19 protein-coding genes are annotated in these 19,653 nt (G+C 73.4%); 4 read left to right on the top strand and 15 right to left on the bottom strand.

The genetic code is table 11. From position 1 onward, the window contains the following. Nucleotides 1-29: 29 nt before the first annotated feature. The 14 genes from carB to soxR form a co-directional block, all read right to left on the bottom strand. The gene (gene carB, locus L1785_RS07160) at nucleotides 30-3,410 is read right to left on the bottom strand and encodes a carbamoyl-phosphate synthase large subunit (RefSeq protein ID WP_236088526.1); all 3,381 of its coding nucleotides are present in this window, start codon (nucleotides 3,408-3,410) and stop codon (nucleotides 30-32) included. A gap of 1 nt (nucleotide 3,411) precedes the next feature. Beyond that, the gene (carA, locus tag L1785_RS07155) at nucleotides 3,412-4,647 is read right to left on the bottom strand and encodes a glutamine-hydrolyzing carbamoyl-phosphate synthase small subunit (protein WP_236088525.1); all 1,236 of its coding nucleotides are present in this window, start codon (nucleotides 4,645-4,647) and stop codon (nucleotides 3,412-3,414) included. Continuing rightward, nucleotides 4,644-5,243: a PH-like domain-containing protein gene (locus L1785_RS07150; protein ID WP_236088524.1), complete on the bottom strand. Its 600-nt coding sequence runs from the start codon at nucleotides 5,241-5,243 to the stop codon at nucleotides 4,644-4,646. The genes carA and L1785_RS07150 overlap by 4 nt, the downstream gene beginning before the upstream one ends. 85 nt (nucleotides 5,244-5,328) lie before the next feature. Next, nucleotides 5,329-6,717: a dihydroorotase gene (locus L1785_RS07145; RefSeq protein WP_236088523.1), complete on the bottom strand. Its 1,389-nt coding sequence runs from the start codon at nucleotides 6,715-6,717 to the stop codon at nucleotides 5,329-5,331. Continuing rightward, entirely contained in the window at nucleotides 6,714-7,700 is a 987-nt protein-coding gene (locus L1785_RS07140) for an aspartate carbamoyltransferase catalytic subunit (RefSeq protein WP_236088522.1), read from the bottom strand. The genes L1785_RS07145 and L1785_RS07140 overlap by 4 nt, the downstream gene beginning before the upstream one ends. After that, nucleotides 7,697-8,350 carry a bifunctional pyr operon transcriptional regulator/uracil phosphoribosyltransferase PyrR gene (pyrR, locus tag L1785_RS07135; RefSeq protein ID WP_236088521.1) on the bottom strand — a complete coding sequence of 218 codons (654 nt, stop codon included), beginning with the start codon at nucleotides 8,348-8,350 and terminating at the stop codon, nucleotides 7,697-7,699. The genes L1785_RS07140 and pyrR overlap by 4 nt, the downstream gene beginning before the upstream one ends. 271 nt (nucleotides 8,351-8,621) lie before the next feature. Next, nucleotides 8,622-8,966, bottom strand: coding sequence for an ArsR/SmtB family transcription factor (locus L1785_RS07130; RefSeq protein ID WP_308113284.1), 345 nt, complete (start codon nucleotides 8,964-8,966; stop codon nucleotides 8,622-8,624). After that, nucleotides 8,960-9,424 carry an SRPBCC domain-containing protein gene (locus L1785_RS07125; RefSeq protein ID WP_236088520.1) on the bottom strand — a complete coding sequence of 155 codons (465 nt, stop codon included), beginning with the start codon at nucleotides 9,422-9,424 and terminating at the stop codon, nucleotides 8,960-8,962. The genes L1785_RS07130 and L1785_RS07125 overlap by 7 nt, the downstream gene beginning before the upstream one ends. A gap of 214 nt (nucleotides 9,425-9,638) precedes the next feature. Beyond that, nucleotides 9,639-10,055: a transcription antitermination factor NusB gene (gene nusB, locus L1785_RS07120; RefSeq protein ID WP_236088519.1), complete on the bottom strand. Its 417-nt coding sequence runs from the start codon at nucleotides 10,053-10,055 to the stop codon at nucleotides 9,639-9,641. 1 nt (nucleotide 10,056) lies between these two features. After that, nucleotides 10,057-10,620 (bottom strand): elongation factor P, encoded by a 564-nt coding sequence (efp, locus tag L1785_RS07115; protein ID WP_236088518.1) that lies wholly within the window; start codon nucleotides 10,618-10,620, stop codon nucleotides 10,057-10,059. Nucleotides 10,621-10,710: 90 nt separating this feature from the next. Next, nucleotides 10,711-11,340, bottom strand: a complete 630-nt coding sequence (locus L1785_RS07110) for a hypothetical protein (RefSeq protein ID WP_308113283.1) — start codon at nucleotides 11,338-11,340, stop codon at nucleotides 10,711-10,713. Continuing rightward, complete coding sequence (locus tag L1785_RS07105; protein ID WP_236088517.1) at nucleotides 11,337-11,975, bottom strand: SatD family protein; 639 nt, start codon at nucleotides 11,973-11,975, stop codon at nucleotides 11,337-11,339. Before L1785_RS07105 ends, L1785_RS07110 begins: the two co-directional genes overlap by 4 nt. Nucleotides 11,976-12,051: 76 nt before the next feature. Continuing rightward, nucleotides 12,052-12,510, bottom strand: a complete 459-nt coding sequence (locus L1785_RS07100; protein WP_236088516.1) for a type II 3-dehydroquinate dehydratase — start codon at nucleotides 12,508-12,510, stop codon at nucleotides 12,052-12,054. 10 nt (nucleotides 12,511-12,520) lie between these two features. Further along, the gene (gene soxR / locus L1785_RS07095) at nucleotides 12,521-12,988 is read right to left on the bottom strand and encodes a redox-sensitive transcriptional activator SoxR (protein ID WP_236088515.1); all 468 of its coding nucleotides are present in this window, start codon (nucleotides 12,986-12,988) and stop codon (nucleotides 12,521-12,523) included. Nucleotides 12,989-13,050: 62 nt separating this feature from the next. Between soxR and L1785_RS07090 the strand changes: the two genes are divergently transcribed. From L1785_RS07090 to L1785_RS07080, 3 genes are all read left to right on the top strand, one after another. After that, nucleotides 13,051-14,070: a zinc-binding dehydrogenase gene (locus tag L1785_RS07090; protein WP_236088514.1), complete on the top strand. Its 1,020-nt coding sequence runs from the start codon at nucleotides 13,051-13,053 to the stop codon at nucleotides 14,068-14,070. After that, nucleotides 14,067-15,389, top strand: a complete 1,323-nt coding sequence (locus tag L1785_RS07085; RefSeq protein WP_236088513.1) for an MFS transporter — start codon at nucleotides 14,067-14,069, stop codon at nucleotides 15,387-15,389. The genes L1785_RS07090 and L1785_RS07085 overlap by 4 nt, the downstream gene beginning before the upstream one ends. Before the next feature lie 346 nt (nucleotides 15,390-15,735). Beyond that, nucleotides 15,736-18,048: a pectinesterase family protein gene (locus L1785_RS07080; protein ID WP_236088512.1), complete on the top strand. Its 2,313-nt coding sequence runs from the start codon at nucleotides 15,736-15,738 to the stop codon at nucleotides 18,046-18,048. A gap of 49 nt (nucleotides 18,049-18,097) precedes the next feature. On the opposite strand, the gene L1785_RS07075 is transcribed toward L1785_RS07080, so the two are convergent. After that, nucleotides 18,098-18,454, bottom strand: coding sequence for an iron chaperone (locus tag L1785_RS07075; protein WP_236088511.1), 357 nt, complete (start codon nucleotides 18,452-18,454; stop codon nucleotides 18,098-18,100). Nucleotides 18,455-18,536: 82 nt separating this feature from the next. Between L1785_RS07075 and L1785_RS07070 the strand changes: the two genes are divergently transcribed. Beyond that, the gene (locus tag L1785_RS07070; protein ID WP_236088510.1) at nucleotides 18,537-19,625 is read left to right on the top strand and encodes a GNAT family N-acetyltransferase; all 1,089 of its coding nucleotides are present in this window, start codon (nucleotides 18,537-18,539) and stop codon (nucleotides 19,623-19,625) included. The last annotated feature ends 28 nt before the right edge of the window (nucleotides 19,626-19,653 follow it).

The raw sequence follows: 19,653 nt of genomic DNA, 5'->3' as shown, positions 1-19,653 counted from the left end.
CGCGCCCGACCCCAGGCTGTCCGGCCCTGTCACGCCGTCGTCCCCGCGAGCTCCGGCGCCGGCAACGGCTCCGCACGGCGGGCCACGGTGGCGGCCGTGTGCTCCTGCAGGCTGGCGACGGCGAAGGGCCCGGCGAGGACCGCCTCGATGCCCTGCACGGCCGCGGCGAGCTGGTCGACCGTCGTGACGATCGGCTTGTCGGCGGCGGTCGTGGCAGCGCGGATCTCGTAGCCGTCGGCGCGGGCGCCCTGGCCGGAGGGCGAGTTGACGACGAGGTCGACCTTGCCCTCGGTGATGAGGTCCACGATCGTGGGCTCGCCGGCCTCGCCGCGGCCGGCGGAGTACTTGCGGACCACGGTCGCGGCGATGCCGTTGCGGCGCAGCACCGTCGCGGTGCCCGCCGTGGCAAGGACCTGGAAGCCGAGCTCTGCGAGGCGCTTGACCGGGAACACGATCGAGCGCTTGTCACGGTCCGCGACGGACACGAACACGGTCCCGGAGGTCGGCAGCCCGCCGAACGCGGCGGCCTGCGACTTGGCGAAGGCGTGCGGGAAGTCCTTGTCGAAGCCCATGACCTCACCCGTGGAGCGCATCTCCGGGCCGAGGACCGAGTCGACGACGAGGCCCTCCCGGGTGCGGAACCGCTTGAAGGGCAGCACGGCCTCCTTGACCGCCAGCGGGGCGCCGAGGTCGATGGTGCCGCCGTCACCCTCGGCAGGCAGCACGCCGGCCTTGCGCAGGTCCGCGATGGTCTCCCCCACCATGACGCGGGCGGCTGCCTTCGCGAGGGACACGCCGGTCGCCTTGGAGACGAACGGCACCGTACGGGACGCGCGAGGGTTGGCCTCGAGGACGTACAGGATGTCCGACACGAGCGCGTACTGGACGTTGAGGAGCCCGCGCACGCCCACGCCCTTCGCGATGGCCTCGGTGGAGCGGCGGATGCGCTCGATCTCGGCCTCCGACAGGGACACGGGCGGCAGCACGCAGGCGGAGTCGCCGGAGTGGATGCCGGCCTCCTCGATGTGCTCCATCACGCCGCCGAGGAACAGGTCCTCGCCGTCGTACAGGGCGTCGACGTCGATCTCCATCGCGTCGTCGAGGAAGCGGTCGATGAGCAGCGGCGCGGGGAGGGTCCCGTGGGCGCTGGCCGCCGCGGCGGCCTCGAGGGCGCGCTCGACGTAGCCCGTGAGCTGGTCCTCGCTGTAGACGATCTCCATGCCGCGGCCGCCGAGCACGTACGACGGGCGCACGAGCACGGGGTACCCGATGCGGGCCGCGATCTCGCGGGCCTGCGACAACGAGCGGGCGACGCCGAACGCGGGGGCGGGCAGGCCGGCGTCGACCAGGACCTGGCCGAACAGGCCCCGGTCCTCGGCCGCGTCGATGGCGGCGGGGCTGGTACCCAGGATCGGCAGGCCGGCGTCGGCGAGGCGCTGGGCGAGGCTCAGCGGCGTCTGGCCGCCGAGCTGCACGATGATGCCCTTGACCGGCCCGGCCGCAGCCTCGGCGTGGTAGACCTCTAGGACGTCCTCGAAGGTCAGGGGCTCGAAGTAGAGCCGGTCGGACGTGTCGTAGTCCGTCGAGACGGTCTCCGGGTTGCAGTTGACCATGACGGTCTCGTACGTGTCCCGCAGCGCCAGGGTCGCGTGCACGCACGAGTAGTCGAACTCGATGCCCTGGCCGATGCGGTTCGGGCCGGAGCCGAGGATGATGACGGCCTCGCGCTCGCGCGGCTGGACCTCGGTCTCCTGGTCGTAGCTCGAGTAGTGGTACGGCGTGGTGGCCCGGAACTCGGCCGCGCACGTGTCGACCGTCTTGTAGACCGGGCGCACGCCGAGGGCGTAGCGGATCTCCCGCACCGTGGCCTCGCCGCCGGGGCCCATGCCGCGCAGGCGCGCTACCTGGACGTCCGACAGGCCGTGGCGCTTGGCCTCGCGGAGCACGTCCTCGGTGAGCGTCGGGGCGGAGGTCGTCGCCGCGGCGATCTCGTTGACGAGCTGGATCTGGTCGAGGAACCAGGGGTCGATCTTGGTGGCCTCGAAGACCTCCTCGAGGGTGGTCTCGCCGGTGCTCACGGCACGCAGGGCCTGCTGGACCCCCACCAGACGGTGCTCGGTCGGGCGCTCGATGTCCTTCAGGAGCAGGGCCAGGGCCTCGCCGCTCGGGGCGTCGCCGTCCCAGTGGAACGTGACGCCGCCCTTGTCGATCGACCGCAGGGCCTTGCCGAGCGCCTCGGTGAAGTTGCGGCCCATCGCCATGGCCTCGCCCACCGACTTCATGGTGGTGGTGAGGGTGTCGTCGGCGGCCGGGAACTTCTCGAAGGCGAAGCGCGGGACCTTCACCACGACGTAGTCGAGCGTGGGCTCGAAGCTCGCCGGCGTGACCTTCGTGATGTCGTTCGGGATCTCGTCGAGCGTGTAGCCGACGGCGAGCTTCGCCGCGATCTTCGCGATCGGGAAGCCCGTCGCCTTCGACGCGAGCGCCGAGGACCGGGAGACGCGCGGGTTCATCTCGATGACGATGATGCGGCCCGTCTCCGGGTGCACCGCGTACTGGATGTTGCAGCCGCCGGTGTCGACCCCGACCTCGCGGATGACGGCGATGCCGATGTCGCGCAGGCGCTGGTACTCGCGGTCGGTGAGGGTCATCGCCGGGGCGACGGTGACGCTGTCGCCCGTGTGCACGCCCACCGGGTCCACGTTCTCGATGGAGCACACGACCACGACGTTGTCGTTCTTGTCGCGCATCAGCTCGAGCTCGTACTCCTTCCACCCCAGGATGGACTCCTCGAGGAGCACCTCCGTGGTGGGCGAGTAGTGCAGGCCCTGGCCGGCGATGCGGCGCAGGTCCGCCTCGTCGTACGCGATGCCCGAGCCCAGGCCGCCCATGGTGAACGACGGGCGGACCACCATCGGGTAGCCCAGGACGTCCACGGCCGCGAGCGCCTCGTCGATCGTGTGCACGATGAGGGAGCGGGCGGACTCGCCGCCGCAGACCTCGACGACCTGCTTGAACTGCTCGCGGTCCTCGCCCTTCTGGATCGCGGCGATGTCGGCGCCGATGAGCTCGACGCCGTACTTCTCGAGCACGCCGGCCTCGTGCAGGGCGATGGCGGCGTTGAGGGCGGTCTGCCCGCCGAGGGTCGGCAGGAGCGCGTCCGGCCGCTCCTTGGCGATGATGGTGGTCAGGACCTCGGTGGTGATCGGCTCGACGTAGGTGGCGTCGGCGAACTCGGGGTCGGTCATGATCGTCGCCGGGTTGGAGTTCACGAGGACGACGCGCAGGCCCTCCTCCTTGAGCACGCGGCAGGCCTGGGTGCCGGAGTAGTCGAACTCGCAGGCCTGGCCGATGACGATGGGGCCGGACCCGATGACGAGGACCGAGGAGATGTCGGTACGGCGGGGCATGTCAGCGGCTCTCCTTGAGCTGGTCCTTGACGACTGGCGGCCAGGCGGCCGGGTCCGTCATGAGGTCGACGAACCGGTCGAAGAGGTAGGCGGCGTCGTGGGGGCCGGCCGCGGCCTCGGGGTGGTACTGCACGGAGAAGGCCGGCAGGTCCAGGCAGGTCAGGCCTTCGACGACACGGTCGTTGAGGCCGACGTGGGAGACGACGACGCGGCCGTAGCGGCCGCCGTCGTGCGGTGCGGCGGACTCGGCGTCGACGGGGGCGTCGACCGCGAAGCCGTGGTTGTGCGCGGTGACCTCCACCTTGCCGGTGGTGCGGTCCAGGACGGGCTGGTTGATGCCGCGATGGCCGTAGCCCAGCTTGTAGGTGCCGTACCCGAGGGCGCGGCCGAGGAGCTGGTTGCCGAAGCAGATGCCGAAGAACGGCAGGCGGCGGTCGAGGACCTGGCGGAGCACGTCGACCTCGTGCGTTGCGGCGCCGGGGTCACCGGGGCCGTTGGAGAAGAAGACCCCGCGGGGCGCACCGGCGGGCAGCAGGGCCTCGATCTCCTCGATCGTCGTGGACTGCGGCACGACGTGGACGCGCACGCCGCGCTCGGCGAGGCGCACGGGCGTCATGGTCTTGATGCCGAGGTCGACGGCGACGACGGTCGCGACGGGCTGGTGACCCTCGTGCTCGCCGCGCGGTTCGACGACGTACGCCTCGGTGGTCGTGACCTCGCCCGCGAGGTTCGCGCCCTTCATCTGGGGGGACGCCTGCACCTGCGCGACGAGCTCCTCGACGTGGCGGGGGTAGCCGTCGCGGGTGAGGGCGTCGCCGGAGAAGATGCCGGCGCGCATCACGCCGGTCTCGCGCAGGTGGCGGGTCAGCGCGCGGGTGTCGAGGTCGGAGATTCCGACGATGCTCTGGGCGGCGAGCTCCTCGCCGAGGGAGCGCTCGGCGCGCCAGGAGGACACGCGGCGCGCGGGGTCGCGCACGACGTACCCGCTGACCCAGATCTTCCCGGACTCCGGGTCCTCGTCGTTGACGCCCGTGTTCCCGATGTGGGGGGCCGTCATGACGACGATCTGGCGGTGGTACGACGGGTCGGTGAGGGTCTCCTGGTAGCCCGTCATGCCGGTCGAGAAGACGATCTCGCCGAAGGTGGTGCCGGTGGCCCCGTACGCGCGGCCGGAGTAGGTGCTGCCGTCCTCGAGGACGAGGGTCGCTGGGGTGCTGCTGGCGAGGGTGGTGCTCATCGGGCGTCCTGGGGGGTCGGCGTGGCGGTCGGCGGGGAAGACGGCGTCGTGGACGCCGGCGGGTACAGGGTCTGGGCGGCGACGAGGTGGCGCACGGCGTCCACGAGCGTGCCGCGGTCGGTGGCGCGGCGGGTGCGCAGGCCGGTGTCGAGCAGGGCGGCCTCGACGCCGTCGGCGGCCGGGACCTCCCACGTGATGACGACGAGGCCGTCAGCCCCGACGTACTTGCCGGCCATGCCGGGCGCGAGGCCCGCGCCGCGCAGGGTGGCGACGGGCGCGAACACGTCGTCGGCGCCCTCGCGTTCGACGAGCACCCCGGCGTCGTGGACGGTCACGCGGGCGGCGGCGCGGTCGCCGAGCCCGTGGGCGCCCACGCGGGCGAGCCAGTCGCCCGCGAGCGTGCTGGACACGTACACGGCCTCGACGGGGCCGGCGCGCAGGGCGCCCAGCGCCTCGGGCGCGGGAGCGGCCGGCGGGACGGGGACGACCGCGCGCGTGCGCTGCGCGAGACGTCGTCGGCCCGTGAGGACCAGGAGGAGCAGGGCGAGCCCCAGGACGACCCAGATCCCGACGGCGAGCGGCAGGGGCAGGTTCATCGTGCGGCTCCTTCGGGAGACTGGACCGAGATGTCGAGAGCCGGGGCGCCGGGGGCCGGAGCGTCGAGCAGACACTGGTGACCGTTCATCGTGCGGCTCCTTCGAGGGCGTCGACGGGCACGCCGTCCAGCACGGTCGCGCGCCCCCGCAGGAAGGTGGCGACGACGCGGCCGGGCAGCTCCATGCCCCGGAACGGCGTGTTGGCGCTTGCGGTGACCTGGGCGGACCCGTCGATCATGCGGTGCGCGGCCGGGTCCACGAGGACGAGGTTGGCCGGCTCGCCGGCCGCCAGGGGGCGGCCCTGGCGGTCGTCGATCCGGCCGATCCGTGCCGGGGCCGTCGACAGCACGCGGGCGACGTCGGCCCAGGTGAGCCGGCCCGTGTCGACCATGGTCGCCTGCACGACGGACAGGGCGGTCTCCAGGCCCGTCATGCCGAACGCGGCGGCGGACCACTCGCAGTCCTTGTCCTCGACCGGGTGCGGGGCGTGGTCGGTCGCCACGATGTCGATCGTGCCGTCGGCGAGGCCCTGGCGGACCGCCTCGACGTCCTCGGCGGTGCGCAGCGGCGGGTTGACCTTGAACACCGGGTCGTAGTCGCGGGCGAGCTCGTCGGTGAGGATCAGGTGGTGCGGCGTGACCTCGGCGGTCACGTTCACCCCACGGGACTTCGCCCAGCGGATGATCTCCACCGACCGCGCCGTCGACAGGTGGCACACGTGCAGGCGTGAGCCGACGTGCTCGGCGAGCAGCACGTCGCGCGCGATGATCGCCTCCTCCGCGACGGCCGGCCAGCCGGTCAGGCCGATCTCCCCCGAGACGACGCCCTCGTTCATCTGGGCGCCCTCGGTCAGGCGCGGCTCCTGGGCGTGCTGCGCCACGACGCCGTCGAACGCCTTGACGTACTCCAGCGCGCGCCGCATCAGGATCGGGTCGTGGACGCACCTGCCGTCGTCGGAGAAGACGCGGACCCGGGCGGCGGAGTCGGCCATCGCGCCGAGCTCGGCGAGGCGCTCCCCCGCCAGGCCCACCGTGACCGCGCCGACGGGGTGCACGTCGGCCCAGCCGGCCTCCTCGCCGAGGCGCCGCACCTGCTCGACGACGCCCGCCGTGTCCGCGACCGGCGTGGTGTTCGCCATCGCGTGCACCGCGGTGAAGCCGCCCGCGGCTGCGGCGCGCGTGCCGGACCACACGGTCTCGGCGTCCTCGCGGCCCGGCTCGCGCAGGTGGGTGTGCAGGTCGACCAGGCCGGGCAGGAGGACCAGACCGGAGCCGTCGGAGGCGCGCGCGTCGAGCACGACGACGTCCCCGTCCGGGACCGTCGCCTCACCAGGGGCTGTGACTCCGTGGGAAGCGTCCGGGACCGTCGCCTCACCCGCGGCGGTGATCTCGCTGATCACGCCGTCGGCCAGGACGACGTCCACCGGGTCGCCGCCCAGGGGCCGGACCCCGCGGAGGATGTACGTGGTGCTCACTGGGTGTTCCTCTCGGAGTCGTCGCCGCCGGCCAGCAGCAGGTACAGGGCGGCCATGCGGACCGCGACGCCGTTCGCGACCTGCTCCACGATCACGGACCGCGCGTGGTCGGCCGCGTCCGCGGAGATCTCGAGCCCGCGGTTCATCGGCCCGGGGTGCATGACGAGCGCGTGGTCCGGAGCGAGCGCCAGGCGGCGGGCGTTGAGCCCGAACGTCCGGGAGTACTCCTGAGGGCTGGGGAAGAATGCCCCCGCCCCGCCGGACATCCGCTCGCGCTGCACCCGCAGCATCATGACGGCGTCCGGCTGCCACTGCTCGAGCGTCTCGTCCAGGTGGTACGACACGCGGCTCGGCCACGACTCCACCCCGACCGGCAGCAGGGTCGGCGGGGCCACGAGCGTGACCTCGGCGCCGAGCGTGTGCAGCAGGTGCACGTTCGACCGCGCGACCCGCGAGTGCAGCACGTCGCCCACGATCGCGACGCGCAGGCCGGCGAGGTCCGCGCCGACCGGGTCGGCGCCGGACCGCTCGCCCACGAGGTGGCGGCGGATCGTGAACGCGTCCAGCAGCGCCTGCGTGGGGTGCTGGTGCATGCCGTCGCCCGCGTTGAGCACGGCGGCGTCGAGCCACCCGGCGTTCGCGAGCATGTGCGGCGCCCCCGAGGCGTGGTGGCGCACGACGACGGCGTCCGCGCCCATCGCGTGCAGGGTCAGCGCGGTGTCCTTGAGCGACTCGCCCTTCGACACGCTCGAGCCCTTGGCCGAGAAGTTGATCACGTCCGCGCTGAGCCGCTTGGCGGCTGTCTCGAACGAGATCCGGGTGCGCGTCGAGTCCTCGAAGAACAGGTTCACGACCGTGCGCCCGCGCAGCGTCGGCAGCTTCTTGATCTCGCGCGACTGCGTCGCGGCCATCTGCGCCGCGGTGTCGAGCAGGAGGATCGCGTCGTCCTTCGACAGGTCGGCGGTCGAGAGCAGGTGCTTCACGGTGTCACTCCCTGGTCCCGGCCGGCCTGCGCCGGCTCGTCGCCCCCGCGACCGCTGATCAGCACCGCGTCCTCGACGCCGTCGACCTCGCGCAGCCGCACCCTGACGCGCTCCGCGCGGGAGGTGGGCAGGTTCTTGCCGACGTAGTCGGCGCGGATCGGCAGCTCGCGATGGCCCCGGTCGACCAGGGCGGCGAGCTGGACCACGCGGGGGCGGCCCAGGTCGCTCAGCGCGTCCAGGGCGGCGCGGATCGTGCGGCCCGAGAAGAGCACGTCGTCGACGAGCACGACCGTCCGGTCATCGAGGCTCACGGGCACGCGCGTCACGCCGACGGCGCGCGTCGGCTGACGGTGCAGGTCGTCCCGGTACATCGTGACGTCGAGCTCGCCGACACGGTCGCGGGAGAATGTGGGCTCGACGTCGGCGAGGCGCTCGGCCAGGCGTCGGGCGAGGGTCACGCCCCGGGTCGGGATGCCGAGCAGGACCACGTCGGCGGCGCCGCGGTTACGCTCGGTGATCTCGTGCGCGATCCGGGTCAGCGCGCGGGCGATGTCCGCCTCACCGAGGACGATCACGCCCGTCGGGACGTCCGGTGCGGGTGCGGTGGTGGATCCTGGGCCGGATCCGGGCACGGCGGTGCCAGGGGTCATCTGGCGACCTCCTTCCCCGCCTCACTGGACGGGCTTTAAAGGGAGTCTGACAGTCCCCACCCTAACCCGCCGGGCCCTCGCCCCGGCCCGGGTGGGCACGCCGCGGACAGCGGCGTTGGTCACATGCGCGGCAGATGGACAGGGCGCCGACCGCGAACGTCGGCGCCCTGTCCTGGCTCGCCTGAGCCGGAGGTGCAGCGCAGGGTGGGGGCCGAGGTACGAGGCACCCGCCTGAAGCGGAACCGCAGGCTCAGGTGAACGACAACAGCTGCTACTCCGAGCCGCGCTCCAGGTCCTCCGCGATCGCCGCCAGGCGCGACAGGCGGGCGTCCCAGGCCTGGCCGATGCTCTCCAGACGGCGGCCGAGCGCCGTCAGCTCCGCGCCGAGCGCCCGGTACCGGCGCTCGCGGCCGGCGTTGTACGACTCGACCAGGCCCGCCGCCTCGAGCACCGCGAGGTGCTTGGCGACCGCCTGCCGCGTCACGGGCAGCCGGTCCGCGAGCGCGGTCGCCGACAGGTCCCCCTCGGAGAGGGCCTGCAGCACCGCCCACCGGGTCTCGTCGGCGAGAGCGGCGAAGGCCACGACGGCGCTCGGGGCGCCAGGGCTCGTCACCACTGCCGCGACTCGACGTACGCGACCAGCTCGTCGAGCTCGCTGTTCCAGCCCTGGCGGTGGTCCTCCAGCGCGGACCGCGCGGTCGCGTCGTCCGCACGGTCGAAGCCGGTCTCGACGACGGTGAGGCGCGTGCCCTCGCCGTCGGGCGCGAGCGTGAAGACGGCCTCGGTGCCGTCTGCGACCTCGGGCGCGGCCCACGTGAAGGCGAGCACGCGGGGGGCGTCGAGGCGCGTGACCTGGAACGCGGACCAGCCGTGGCTGCCGAAGTGGAACCGGCCGCGACCGCCCAGCGTGAACGGGCCGCCGTCGTCGGTCTCGCACGTGTCGCCGAACCAGCCGGCGACGTGCTCGGGCTCGGTGAGGGCGCGCCAGACGGCGTCGGGCCCGGCCGCGATGCGGACCGTCCGGGTGACGGTGCGGGCGTCGAGGTCGACGGACGAGAGGGTCTGCGTGGTCATGGGTCCTCCTGGGTGCCGGCGGGAGCCGCCGTCTATGGCAACCTCCGCGCAACCGTTCGGTTGCAGCACCAGCATGCGCCCGGTCGGCGTGATGCGCAACCCCTGGGTTGCACCGAGCTCTGGCTGGGGAGATGCAAGTGGCGTGCATCCGGGAGGATGCACGCCACTTGCGAGACGGAACCGCTCGACGCCGAGACCTGACCGGGTCAGGTCCTCACGCGAGGAGCGACGGCTTCAGCTCGACGATCCGGCCGAGGAGGCCGTTGACGAACGACGGCGAGTCGTCCGTCGACAGGTCACCGGCGAGGCTCACGGCCTCGTCCACCGCGACCGCGTCCGGGACGTCGTCGTTGTACAGCACCTCCCAGGCGCCGACGCGCAGCACCGCCCGGTCCACCGCGGGCATGCGCTCCAGCGTCCAGCCGTGCGAGTAGGTCTCGAGCAGCTCGTCGATGCGGTCCCGCTCGGCGATCACGCCCTCGACGACCTCCACGGTGTACTGCGGCACCGCGGCCTCGGTGCGCGGGTTCGCGACCCGGTCGCTCAGGAGCCGCAGCGGGTCGACGGCCCGCTGCTCCGCCTCGAAGAGGATGTCGACGGCGCGCTTGCGCGCCTTTGTGCGAGCGCCCACGTCAGTCGTTCGCGCGGCCGAGGTACGACCCGTCGCGGGTGTCGACCTTGACCTTCGTGCCCTGCTCGAGGAAGAGCGGAACCTGGATCTGCGCGCCGGTCTCGAGGGTCGCCGGCTTGGTGCCACCCGTGGAGCGGTCGCCCTGCAGGCCCGGCTCGGTGTAGGTGATCTCGAGGATCACGGAGGCCGGAAGCTCGACGTACAGCGGCGTGCCGTCGTTCGAGGCGACCATGACGTTCATGCCCTCGAGCAGGTAGTCCTTGGTGTCGCCCACGGTCTCCGGGGCGACCGTGATCTGGTCGTACGTGGCGTTGTCCATGAACACGTAGTCGGAACCGTCCATGTACAGGTACTGGAAGTCGCGGCGGTCGACGTTGGCCGTCTCGACCTTGATACCCGCGTTGAACGTCTTTTCGACGACCTTGCCGGAGAGCACGTTCTTCATCTTGGTGCGGACGAACGCGCCACCCTTGCCCGGCTTGACGTGCTGGAACTCGATGATCGCCCAGAGCTGACCGTCGATGCGGAGCACGGTGCCGTTCTTGATGTCGTTGGAGGTAGCCACGTTCGTCTTCCTGTGTGTCGTTCGGGCATGCCGACGGGACGTCGGGGGCCAGGGGATGTCAAGGAGCAGCGACTCAGTCTACCGGAGGGATCAGAGGATCGCCGTGATGGCGATCAGCCCGGCCAGACCCGAACCCACCGCCCAGATGAGCGACGCGAGCGTCCCCACCACGAACCGCTCGGACGCCACCGGGAACTCGCGCAGCTCGGGATAACGACCCAGGCCCTTGATCGCCACGATGATCGCGATGCCGTACGGATAGCCCGCCAGGAGCGACGCGGTGATCGCGAGGCGCTCCAGCACCCCGAGCCACGCCCCGCCGCGAAGCACGGCCATCGCCTGGGCGTTCATGGTGCCCGACGGCGGCTCCTCTCCCGCCTCGGCGGCCTGGACGGCGGCGGGGTCGGGCACCGGGGCGCCCGGGTCGGCCGCGGCCTGCGGCGTCGCGGGCGGCACCGCCGGCGGCGTGTACGGCAGCCACGGCAGGTCGCCGTCGGACGCCTTGCGCAGGATCCACGGCACCACCCACGAGCCGGCCACCACGCTCACCACGAGCGTGGCCACCCACACGCCCGCGATCGAGAACCACTGACCCAACGTCAGGTCCCCCGCGATCTCCCAGGTCACCTGTTCCCCCCTCGTCACTGTCTCGTTGACCCACTGTGTCGCCGACGGCTCGCCGGCCCTGCCGATGGTGCCGGCCGCCACGTCGCCGGTCACCCGTCCTGTACTCGCTGGTCGTCCAGCTCGGCGAGCAGGCGGGCGGCGACGGGCCGTGCCGCCTCCTCCTCCTGCCAGAGGGCCGCACGGACCCGCTGGCTCACCGCCTGCTCGGTGATGCCGAGGACTGCGGCGGCCTGCCTCTGCCGGCCGGCCCGGACGCCGTCGGGCAGCGAGGCGAGCGTATCGACGACCTCCCACCCCGCGGTGGAACGGCGCGCCCGGACCGCGCCGAGCAGGCGCAGCAGCGCCTCGACCTCGGCCGCCCGGTCCGCGTCGGGACCATCGACCGCGACGTTGGTGCCGGCGGACCGGGTCTTGGCCCGCTCGACGGCCTCGCGCGCCCGGACGAACGCGGGGCCGCGCGCCTCGCGGGAGACCGCGGGCAGCGGCTCCTCCACCGGGCCGACGCCGACCCCGACGCTCCAGCCGCCGTCACGCAGGAGGTCCAGGACGAGGTCGGTGGCGAGGCCGGCGTCGTCGAGGACGCCCTGCACCTCGTCCCCGACCGTGCGCTCGAACGCCACCACGAGACCTCGACGCCCGCCGGCGGCGTCGGCCAGGTGCTCCAGCACCTCGGGCACCCGGTCCGGGGACCGGGTGCTGCCGCGCTGGTCGACGGTGAGCACTATCACGATGGTTCAAGGATAGACCCTTGAGTCTCCATCCTCAAGGTCCCAACCTTGAGAACCATGGCCCAAGGATGAGGCCTTAAGGGTTCAGCCGAGCGGCCACCGCGCTCAGCGCGAGGCGGTACGAGTCGAAGCCGAAGCCGGCGATCGTGCCCGTCGCGATGCCCGCGACGACCGACAGGTGCCGGAACGACTCCCGGCTCGCCGGGTTCGACAGGTGCACCTCGACCAGCAGCAGGCCCGCCGTCGTGACCTGGGCCGCGGCGTCGCGCAGCGCGTAGCTGTAGTGCGTGAAGGCGGCCGGGTTGAGCACCACGTGCGCGCCTGCGTCGACCGCCTCGTGCAGCCAGCCGACCAGCTCGGACTCGTCGTCGGTCTGCCGAACCGCGACGTCCAGGCCCAGCTCGGCGCCCCACTTGCCCGCCGCAACCGCGAGGTCGGCCATGGTGGCGTGGCCGTAGACCTCCGGCTCACGGACGCCGAGCCGGCCGAGGTTGGGACCGTTGAGCACGAGGACGCGAGGCGTGACGCTGGTCATGGGGCCGAGCCTACTGGGGCCCCTCGACCAGGAGCGTGCGCGGTCCGGACCCCGTCGCGCGCAGGGCGTCGTGCGGGTTGGACAGGCCGCACTTGCGCAGCGAGAGGCAGCCGCAGCCGATGCAGTCGGTGAGGTGGTCGCGCAGCCGCTCGAGCTGGTCGATCCGCGCGTCGAGGTCCGCCTGCCACGCGCGGGAGATGCGCCGCCAGTCCTTCGCCGTCGGCGTCCGGTCCCCCGGCAGGGTCGCGAGCGCCGCGCCGATCTCGGCCAGGGGGATGCCGACCCGCTGGGAGACGCGGATGAACGCGACCCGGCGCAGCGTCTCGCGCCGGAACCGGCGCTGGTTGCCCGCGGTGCGGCGGCTGGTGACGAGGCCCTGCCGCTCGTAGAAGTGCAGGGCGGAGACCGGCACGCCGCTGCGGGCTGCAAGCTCCCCCACGGTCAGCTCGTCGTGGTCCCAGGGCACGTCGTCGGGCATCGAGCACCTCTCCGGAGAACCGCCTTGACCTCAACATTGGTCGAGGTCTGAGGATAGCCGTCATGGACGCCATCCGACTCCACTCCTTCGGCCCGCCCGAGAACCTCGTGCTCGACCAGGTCCCCGACCCGGAGCCCGGCCCCGGGCAGGTGCTGGTCGCCGCCACCGCGCACGGCGTGCACCTGCTCGACACCACCCTCCGCCGCGGCGAGCGGGGCGGTCCCCTCCCCCTCCCCGAGCTCCCGACGATCCCGGGTCGCGAGGTCGCCGGCACCGTGGCGGCGGTCGGCGACGGCGTGGACCCCTCCTGGACGGGACGGCGCGTCGCCGCCCACCTGGGTGCTACGCCCGACGGCGGCGGGTACGCCCGCCTCGCCGTCGCCCCGGTCGCCGCGCTCCATCGGATACCCGCCGGGCTCGACGAGGCCGGGGCCATCGCCATGATCGGCACGGGCCGCATGGCGGCGTACACGCTCGACATCGCGGGCATCTCGTCCGACGACGTCGTGGTCGTCACCGCGGCGGCCGGCGGGCTCGGCACCCTCTTCGTCCAGGCGGCGCTGCACGCCGGGGCTCGCGTCGTCGCGCTGGCGAGCGGGCCCAAGACCGCCGTGATCAGCGCCCTCGCCCCCGACGGCTCGGGCGGGCGCCTCGCCGTCGTCGACTACGCCGCGCCCGGCTGGACCGGTCGGGCGAGGGCGGCGCTCGCCGCGCTTGGTGTCGAGGGCAGGAGCGGGGCCGACGGCGCCACCGTGGTGCTCGACGGCGTGGGCGGCGACGCGGGGACCGCCGCTGCCGACCTCCTGCTCGACGGCGGGCGACTCGTCGTGAACGGGTGGTCGTCGGGCTCCGCCAACCGGTACGCCACCGACGAGGCGCCGCGTCCGCTCGAGGTGCGCACCGCCGTCGGACCGGGCGCGCCTGCCCCGGGCGACATGCGACGCTTCCAGGAGCGGGCGCTGGCCCTCGCCGCCGCGGGCACATGGCGCGTGCTGACCCACCGCGTGCCGTTCGCGCAGGCGGCGCGGGCGCACCGCGAGCTGGAGGAACGCCGCACCACGGGGAAGGTGGTCCTGGTATGACGGCACCGTCCGGCGCGAGCGCCGACGTCGACGCGTCCCGCGAGCCCGGCCGCGTCGTCCGCCTCGGGGAGGGCGCGCAGCGGATCGTGCTGATCGGCATGGTGGCGCTCTGCGCGCTGGGCGCGTTCGAGGCGCTCGCGGTGTCGACCGCGATGCCGACCGTCGCCGTGGACCTCGGCGGGCTGCGCCACTACACGCTCGCCTTCTCCGTGACGTTCGGCGCGAGCATCGTGGGGCTGCTGGCCGCCGGGCGCTGGTGCGACCGGAGCGGTCCCACGCCGGCGATGTGGACGGGCGTCGCGCTGTTCGTCGGCGGGCTCGTCGTGGCGGGCCTCGCTCCGGGGATGGGGGTTCTCATCGCCGGGCGGGCGCTGATGGGCGTCGGCAGCGGGCTCTACTCGGTCGCGACGTACGTCCTCGTCGCGCGGGTCTTCCCGGCCGAGCGGCACCCGCGCGTCTTCTCGGCGTTCGCCGCGGCGTGGGTGCTGCCCGCGATCGTCGGGCCGGCGCTGGCCGGGCTCGTGGTCGAGAACCTGGGCTGGCGGTGGGTCTTCCTCGCGGTGCCCGCCCTCGCCGTCCCGGCGGTGCTGCTGCTGCGACCGGGGCTCGCCGCCGCCCGCGGTGACGGGGGCGCCCCGTCCGGCGTCGGGCAAACAACCGGGAGCGACCCTCGCGAGGACGACGCCGGTGGCCGGGCCCGGGCGCTGCGCCTCGCCCTGGCCGTGGTCCGGGCCAGGCGGGGGCTGCCCGCCGTCATCACGGTGCGGGCGCTGATCTCCGCGGCGTTCGTGGGTGCCGAGGTGCTCCTTCCTCTGGTGCTCGTCCACGAGCGGGGGCTCACCTCCGGCCTGGCCGGCGTGGTGCTCACCGTCGGCGCGCTCGGCTGGTCCACCGCGTCCTGGGCCCGCGGGCGCGACCTGCTGCACCTCAGCCACGCCGGATACGTCCGGGTCGGCGGCGGGCTGCTCGCCGCCGGCATGCTCGGCGCCGGGGTGCTCGCGCTCCCGGGTATGCCGGTCGCGTTCGGCATGGCTTCGTGGGTACTGTCCGGACTCGGCATGGGGCTCGTGTTCCCCACTCTGTCCATCCTGACCCTGGAGCTCGCGGAGACGCACGAGCAGGGGGCCGCGTCCTCGGCGCTCCAGGTCGCCGACGCGCTCGCCGGGGCAGCCGCGTCCGCTGCGACCGGGGCGCTGCTCTGGTCCCTGCACGATCTCGTGGGGCTGCCCGCCTACGCGGCGTGCTTCGGGCTGACGGCGGCGCTCGCGGCGGGGGTGGTGGCGCTGGCGGGGCGGACGCGGAGCGTGGCTGCTGCGTGAGCCGGCGGGGGGCGTAAGCCCGAGCTGCCGGCTGAGTCGAGCTGCTACCCGAGCTGGGGGTGCTGCCCGCGCCGCGGCGCCGACGCGTCGGCGTTGTCCGCGACGACCGTTGTCCGCGACGACCGTTGTCCGCGACGACCGTTGTCCGCCTCGAGAACGCGATCAGGTATCGCCTCGGGTCGACCGGCGAGACCGGCTCGCGGGCTCGCCGGCGGGGCCCCGGGCCGACCCCGGCGCCGGTCCCGGCGGCGGACCCCGCCCGGGTCTTGTGCGCCGACGGCGTTCTGTGCTTCGCTCTGAGAAACCGGTTTCTCACAGCCGAGAACCGACAGACCCGGAGGTCACGATGACGAGACCCGCTCTACTCCCTGCCCGTGCGGGCCGGGCAACCGCCTGCCTCGCGGCGGCCGCGCTGCTCGCGGCACCCGCGCTCCTGCTCACGACGGCACCCGCCGGTGCCGAGACGGCAGGCGGGACCCCGCCCGCCGCGAGCGCCGAGCGCCTCGCGCGGCAGACCCTGGCCGCCGGCGACGGCTGGGGCTCCGCGGGCGCCGGCACCACGGGCGGCGCGGCGGCCACCGAGATCATCACCGTCCGGACCTGGGCCGAGCTCGACGCCGCGGTGGCGGGCGACGCCCCGAAGATCGTCGTGGTCGACGCCCAGATCGACGCCAATACCGGCCCGGACGGCGCCCCGCTCCCGTGCGAGGCGTTCGCGCAGGGCGGCTACACGCTCGAGCAGTACCTGGCGACGTACGACCCGGCCGTGTGGGGCCGGGCCACGAAGCCGAGCGGGCCTGTCGAGGACGCGCGTCGTGCTTCGCAGCAGGCGCACGCGGCGCACGTCACGGCGCGCATCGGCTCCAACACGACGCTGATCGGCGCCCCGGGCGCCCAGCTCACCGGGGCCGCGCTGCAGATCATCGGCGTGCAGAACGTCATCGTCCGCGGCCTCACGCTCGTGGACGCGCACGACTGCTTCCCCGCGTGGGATCCGACGGACGGCGCCGAGGGGTCCTGGAACTCCGAGTACGACCTGGTGACGGTCCGCGAGAGCACCAACCTGTGGATCGACCACAACGACCTCGGCGACGGCACCAACCTGGACTCCGCCCAGCCGGAGTACTTCGGCCGCCCCTACCAGGTGCACGACGGCCTGCTGGACATCACGAACGCGTCCGACCTGGTGACCGTCTCGTACAACCGCCTCCACGACCACGACAAGACGATGCTGGTCGGGTCGAGCGACTCGCGGATCGCGGACCGCGGGAAGCTGCGGATCACCCTGCACCACAACCTGTTCCAGAACCTGGGCCAGCGTGTGGCGCGGGTCCGGTTCGGGCAGGTCGACGTGTACAACAACCACTACGTGCAGGACGCGAGCACCGACATCCCCTACGCGTACTCGTGGGGCGTCGGCAAGGAGTCGCACCTGCTGGCGCAGGCCAACGCGATCACGGTGCCGGACGGCTTCCCGCTCGACACCGTGGTGGGGCGCCTGAGCGGCACCGCCATGACCGAGGACGGCAACACGGTCAACGGAGCGCCCGTGGACCTGCTCGCCGCATACAACGCCACGCACGACCCCGACATCGCCGAGGTGCCCGCGTGGGACGGCGTGGTGCGCCGCACGGTGCACCCGGTGCAGGCGGTGCCGCGCGTCGTCGGGCAGCTGGCCGGGCCGCAGGGCCTCGGGGCACGCGAGCGCATCGTCGTCGCCACCGACGGGTCCGGTGACGCGACGACGGCGCAGGGGGCCGTCGACCTCGCGCCGACCGGTGCGGTCGACCGGGTAGAGATCGTGTTCCGGCCCGGGACGTACGCCGGGCGGGTCGTGGTCGACCCGAAGCGCACTCTGCTGTCGTTCCTCGGTGCCACGGGTGACCCCGCGGACGTCGTCATCACCGACGACCGCGCGGCCGGCACGCCGAAGCCCGGCGGCGGGACGTGGGGCACCACGGGCAGCGCGAGCGTCACGGTGGCGGGGGCCGGCTTCACCGCCCGTGCGGTCACGTTCGAGAACGCGTTCGACGAGGCTGCGCACCCCGAGATCTCAGGCCACCAGGCCGTTGCGGTGAAGACCGCCGCGGACCGCGTGGTGTTCGACAAGGTCCGCTTCCTCGGCAACCAGGACACGCTCTACCTCGACTCGCCCAACGTTGCCGTGCCTGGCCGCGTCTACGTGCGCAACAGCTGGATCCAGGGCGACGTGGACTTCATCTTCGGCCGGGGCACGGCCGTGATCGAGAACTCGACGATCAAGGCGCTGCGCCGGGAGAGCGACCCGAGCGGGTACGTGTTCGCACCGAGCACGTCGTCGTCGTTCTCCCGCGGGTTCCTGGTGACGGGGTCGCGCCTGATCTCGAACGCGGGACCGGGCAGCTACTACCTGGGCCGCCCGTGGCACCCGAGCAGCGCTCCCGACAACGACCCGCGCGTCGTCATCCGGGGCTCCTGGATCGGCGACCATCTCAAGGCCGACCCGTGGACCACCATGTCGGGCTACGACTGGATCGCGGGCAGCAACGCGGAGTACCGGAACTGGGGGCCGGGGGCGTTCGTGAACGCCGACCGCCCGCAGCTCACCCGCGAAGAGGCCGCGGACCACGAGGTCGCCGACTACCTCGCCGGCGACGACGGCTGGGCGCCGCAGCACTGACCGGGCAGGACGACGAGATCGACGCGACGCAACTCTGGCGGGCCATGGCTCAGCGCGAGCGCATCGCGTCGATCTCGTCGCGACGCAGCAGGACGAGGCGGTCGAGAACGTCGTCGGGCAGCGGGTTGTCCGGCGTGTACCGCACCGTCCCCTTCGCCAGCGAGTACCCCGCCAGGTCCGGCGCGACCACCTCGATCGCCACCGGGCTGAACGGGTACAGCCCGATGTGCTTCGCCGAGACGCGGGCCGAGACCAGCGGGCTGCCGCGGTAGCGGAGCGCGGCCATGCCGTAGCTCACGCCCTCCTCGGCGTCGGGCACGAGCTCGAGCGCCCGCGCACGGACGTGCTCGACGGCGTCACGCTCGGGCCCGTCGAGGCTCGCGATGTAGTCGGAGAACTCACCCATGGGTCCATGGTGGTCCTCGGCGCCCCACGGCGCCCGGAGAGCCGCGCTCCAGCGACCCGATCCGCCGGATAAGGTCCTGACCATGGCCTTTCCCTCCATCACTGGGTCCCCGGTCCGAGTCCGGTACACGAAGTGGGACGGGACGCCGCACTGGGAGAACGACGCCGTCTTCCTCGGCACGGACGAGCACGGCGCCTGGGTCGGCATGCCGGCAGGGACTCGCGCCGCCCGGCCCGGGGCGGCGTTCACCGGCGTGTGGGACAGCGTCACCCTGTTCCCGGAGGCAGGCTGGACCGCGACCTTCAACGCGTGGCACCCGAAGGCCACCCGGATCTACGTGGACCTCACGGACGTCCCGCGGTGGTCCGCCACCGCCGTCGGCCACGAGGTCACGATGGCGGACCTGGACCTCGACGTGATCGAGCGGGCGTCCCGGCCGGCGTTCATCGACGACGAGGACGAGTTCGCCGAGCACCAGGTCCGCTACGGCTACCCGGCCGACCTGGTGGCCACCGTGCGGCGGGACGCCGACTCGCTGCTCGAGCAGGTGCGCGAGCGCGAGGCCCCGTTCGACGGCCCGACCGCCCGCCGCTGGCTCGACCGGCTCCTGGCGCTCGACCTCCCGGTTCCGGGGCTCGCCGCGCGCCCCGACCAGAACGGGATGGTCGTGCGTGAGCTCACCCTCGCCGACGAGGCGCAGGCCCGGGCGGCGCAGGCCGAGTTCGACGGCTGGAGCTTCCTCTTCACGCACGACGGCGAGGCCTGGCCCGACCACGTCGCGCGCCTGGCCCGCGAGCGCCGCGGCCTGGACGTGCTGAGCTCGCGCGTGCCGCACACGTTCCTGGTCGGCGAGGCCGACGGCGAGCTGGTGGGCAGGTTGTCCGTGCGGCATGCGCTGAACGGCGGCCTGCGGACCGTCGGGGGGCACATCGGCTACGGCGTGCGTCCCGCGTTCCGGGGCCGCGGCCACGCGACGGCGCTCCTGCGCGCGGGGCTGGCGGTCGCCGCCGCGCAGGGGATCCGGCGCGCACTGCTGACGTGCGACGACGACAACGTGCCGTCGGCCCGCGCGATCGAGCGCTGCGGCGGCGTGCTCGAGGCGGTCGTCATCGCCGAGGGCCGGCGCGGACGCCGGTACTGGGTCCCGACCGCCACTGCCACCACCCCCTGAGCACCAAGGTCACAGTTCATCTGTTGTT

The sequence above is a fragment of the Antribacter soli genome, from assembly GCF_021568775.1.
Lineage (GTDB): Bacteria > Actinomycetota > Actinomycetes > Actinomycetales > Cellulomonadaceae > Antribacter > Antribacter soli.
This window is presented reverse-complemented; position numbering and strand designations above follow the sequence as displayed.

Coding starts and splice junctions, on each gene's coding strand:
- carB (WP_236088526.1), bottom strand. CDS start 3,410: ATGCCCCGCCGTACCGACATCTCCTCGGTCCTCGTCATCGGGTCCGGC.
- carA (WP_236088525.1), bottom strand. CDS start 4,647: ATGAGCACCACCCTCGCCAGCAGCACCCCAGCGACCCTCGTCCTCGAG.
- L1785_RS07150 (WP_236088524.1), bottom strand. CDS start 5,243: ATGAACCTGCCCCTGCCGCTCGCCGTCGGGATCTGGGTCGTCCTGGGG.
- pyrR (WP_236088521.1), bottom strand. CDS start 8,350: ATGACCCCTGGCACCGCCGTGCCCGGATCCGGCCCAGGATCCACCACC.
- L1785_RS07125 (WP_236088520.1), bottom strand. CDS start 9,424: ATGACCACGCAGACCCTCTCGTCCGTCGACCTCGACGCCCGCACCGTC.
- L1785_RS07100 (WP_236088516.1), bottom strand. CDS start 12,510: ATGACCAGCGTCACGCCTCGCGTCCTCGTGCTCAACGGTCCCAACCTC.
- soxR (WP_236088515.1), bottom strand. CDS start 12,988: ATGCCCGACGACGTGCCCTGGGACCACGACGAGCTGACCGTGGGGGAG.
- L1785_RS07090 (WP_236088514.1), top strand. CDS start 13,051: ATGGACGCCATCCGACTCCACTCCTTCGGCCCGCCCGAGAACCTCGTG.
- L1785_RS07085 (WP_236088513.1), top strand. CDS start 14,067: ATGACGGCACCGTCCGGCGCGAGCGCCGACGTCGACGCGTCCCGCGAG.
- L1785_RS07080 (WP_236088512.1), top strand. CDS start 15,736: ATGACGAGACCCGCTCTACTCCCTGCCCGTGCGGGCCGGGCAACCGCC.
- L1785_RS07075 (WP_236088511.1), bottom strand. CDS start 18,454: ATGGGTGAGTTCTCCGACTACATCGCGAGCCTCGACGGGCCCGAGCGT.
- L1785_RS07070 (WP_236088510.1), top strand. CDS start 18,537: ATGGCCTTTCCCTCCATCACTGGGTCCCCGGTCCGAGTCCGGTACACG.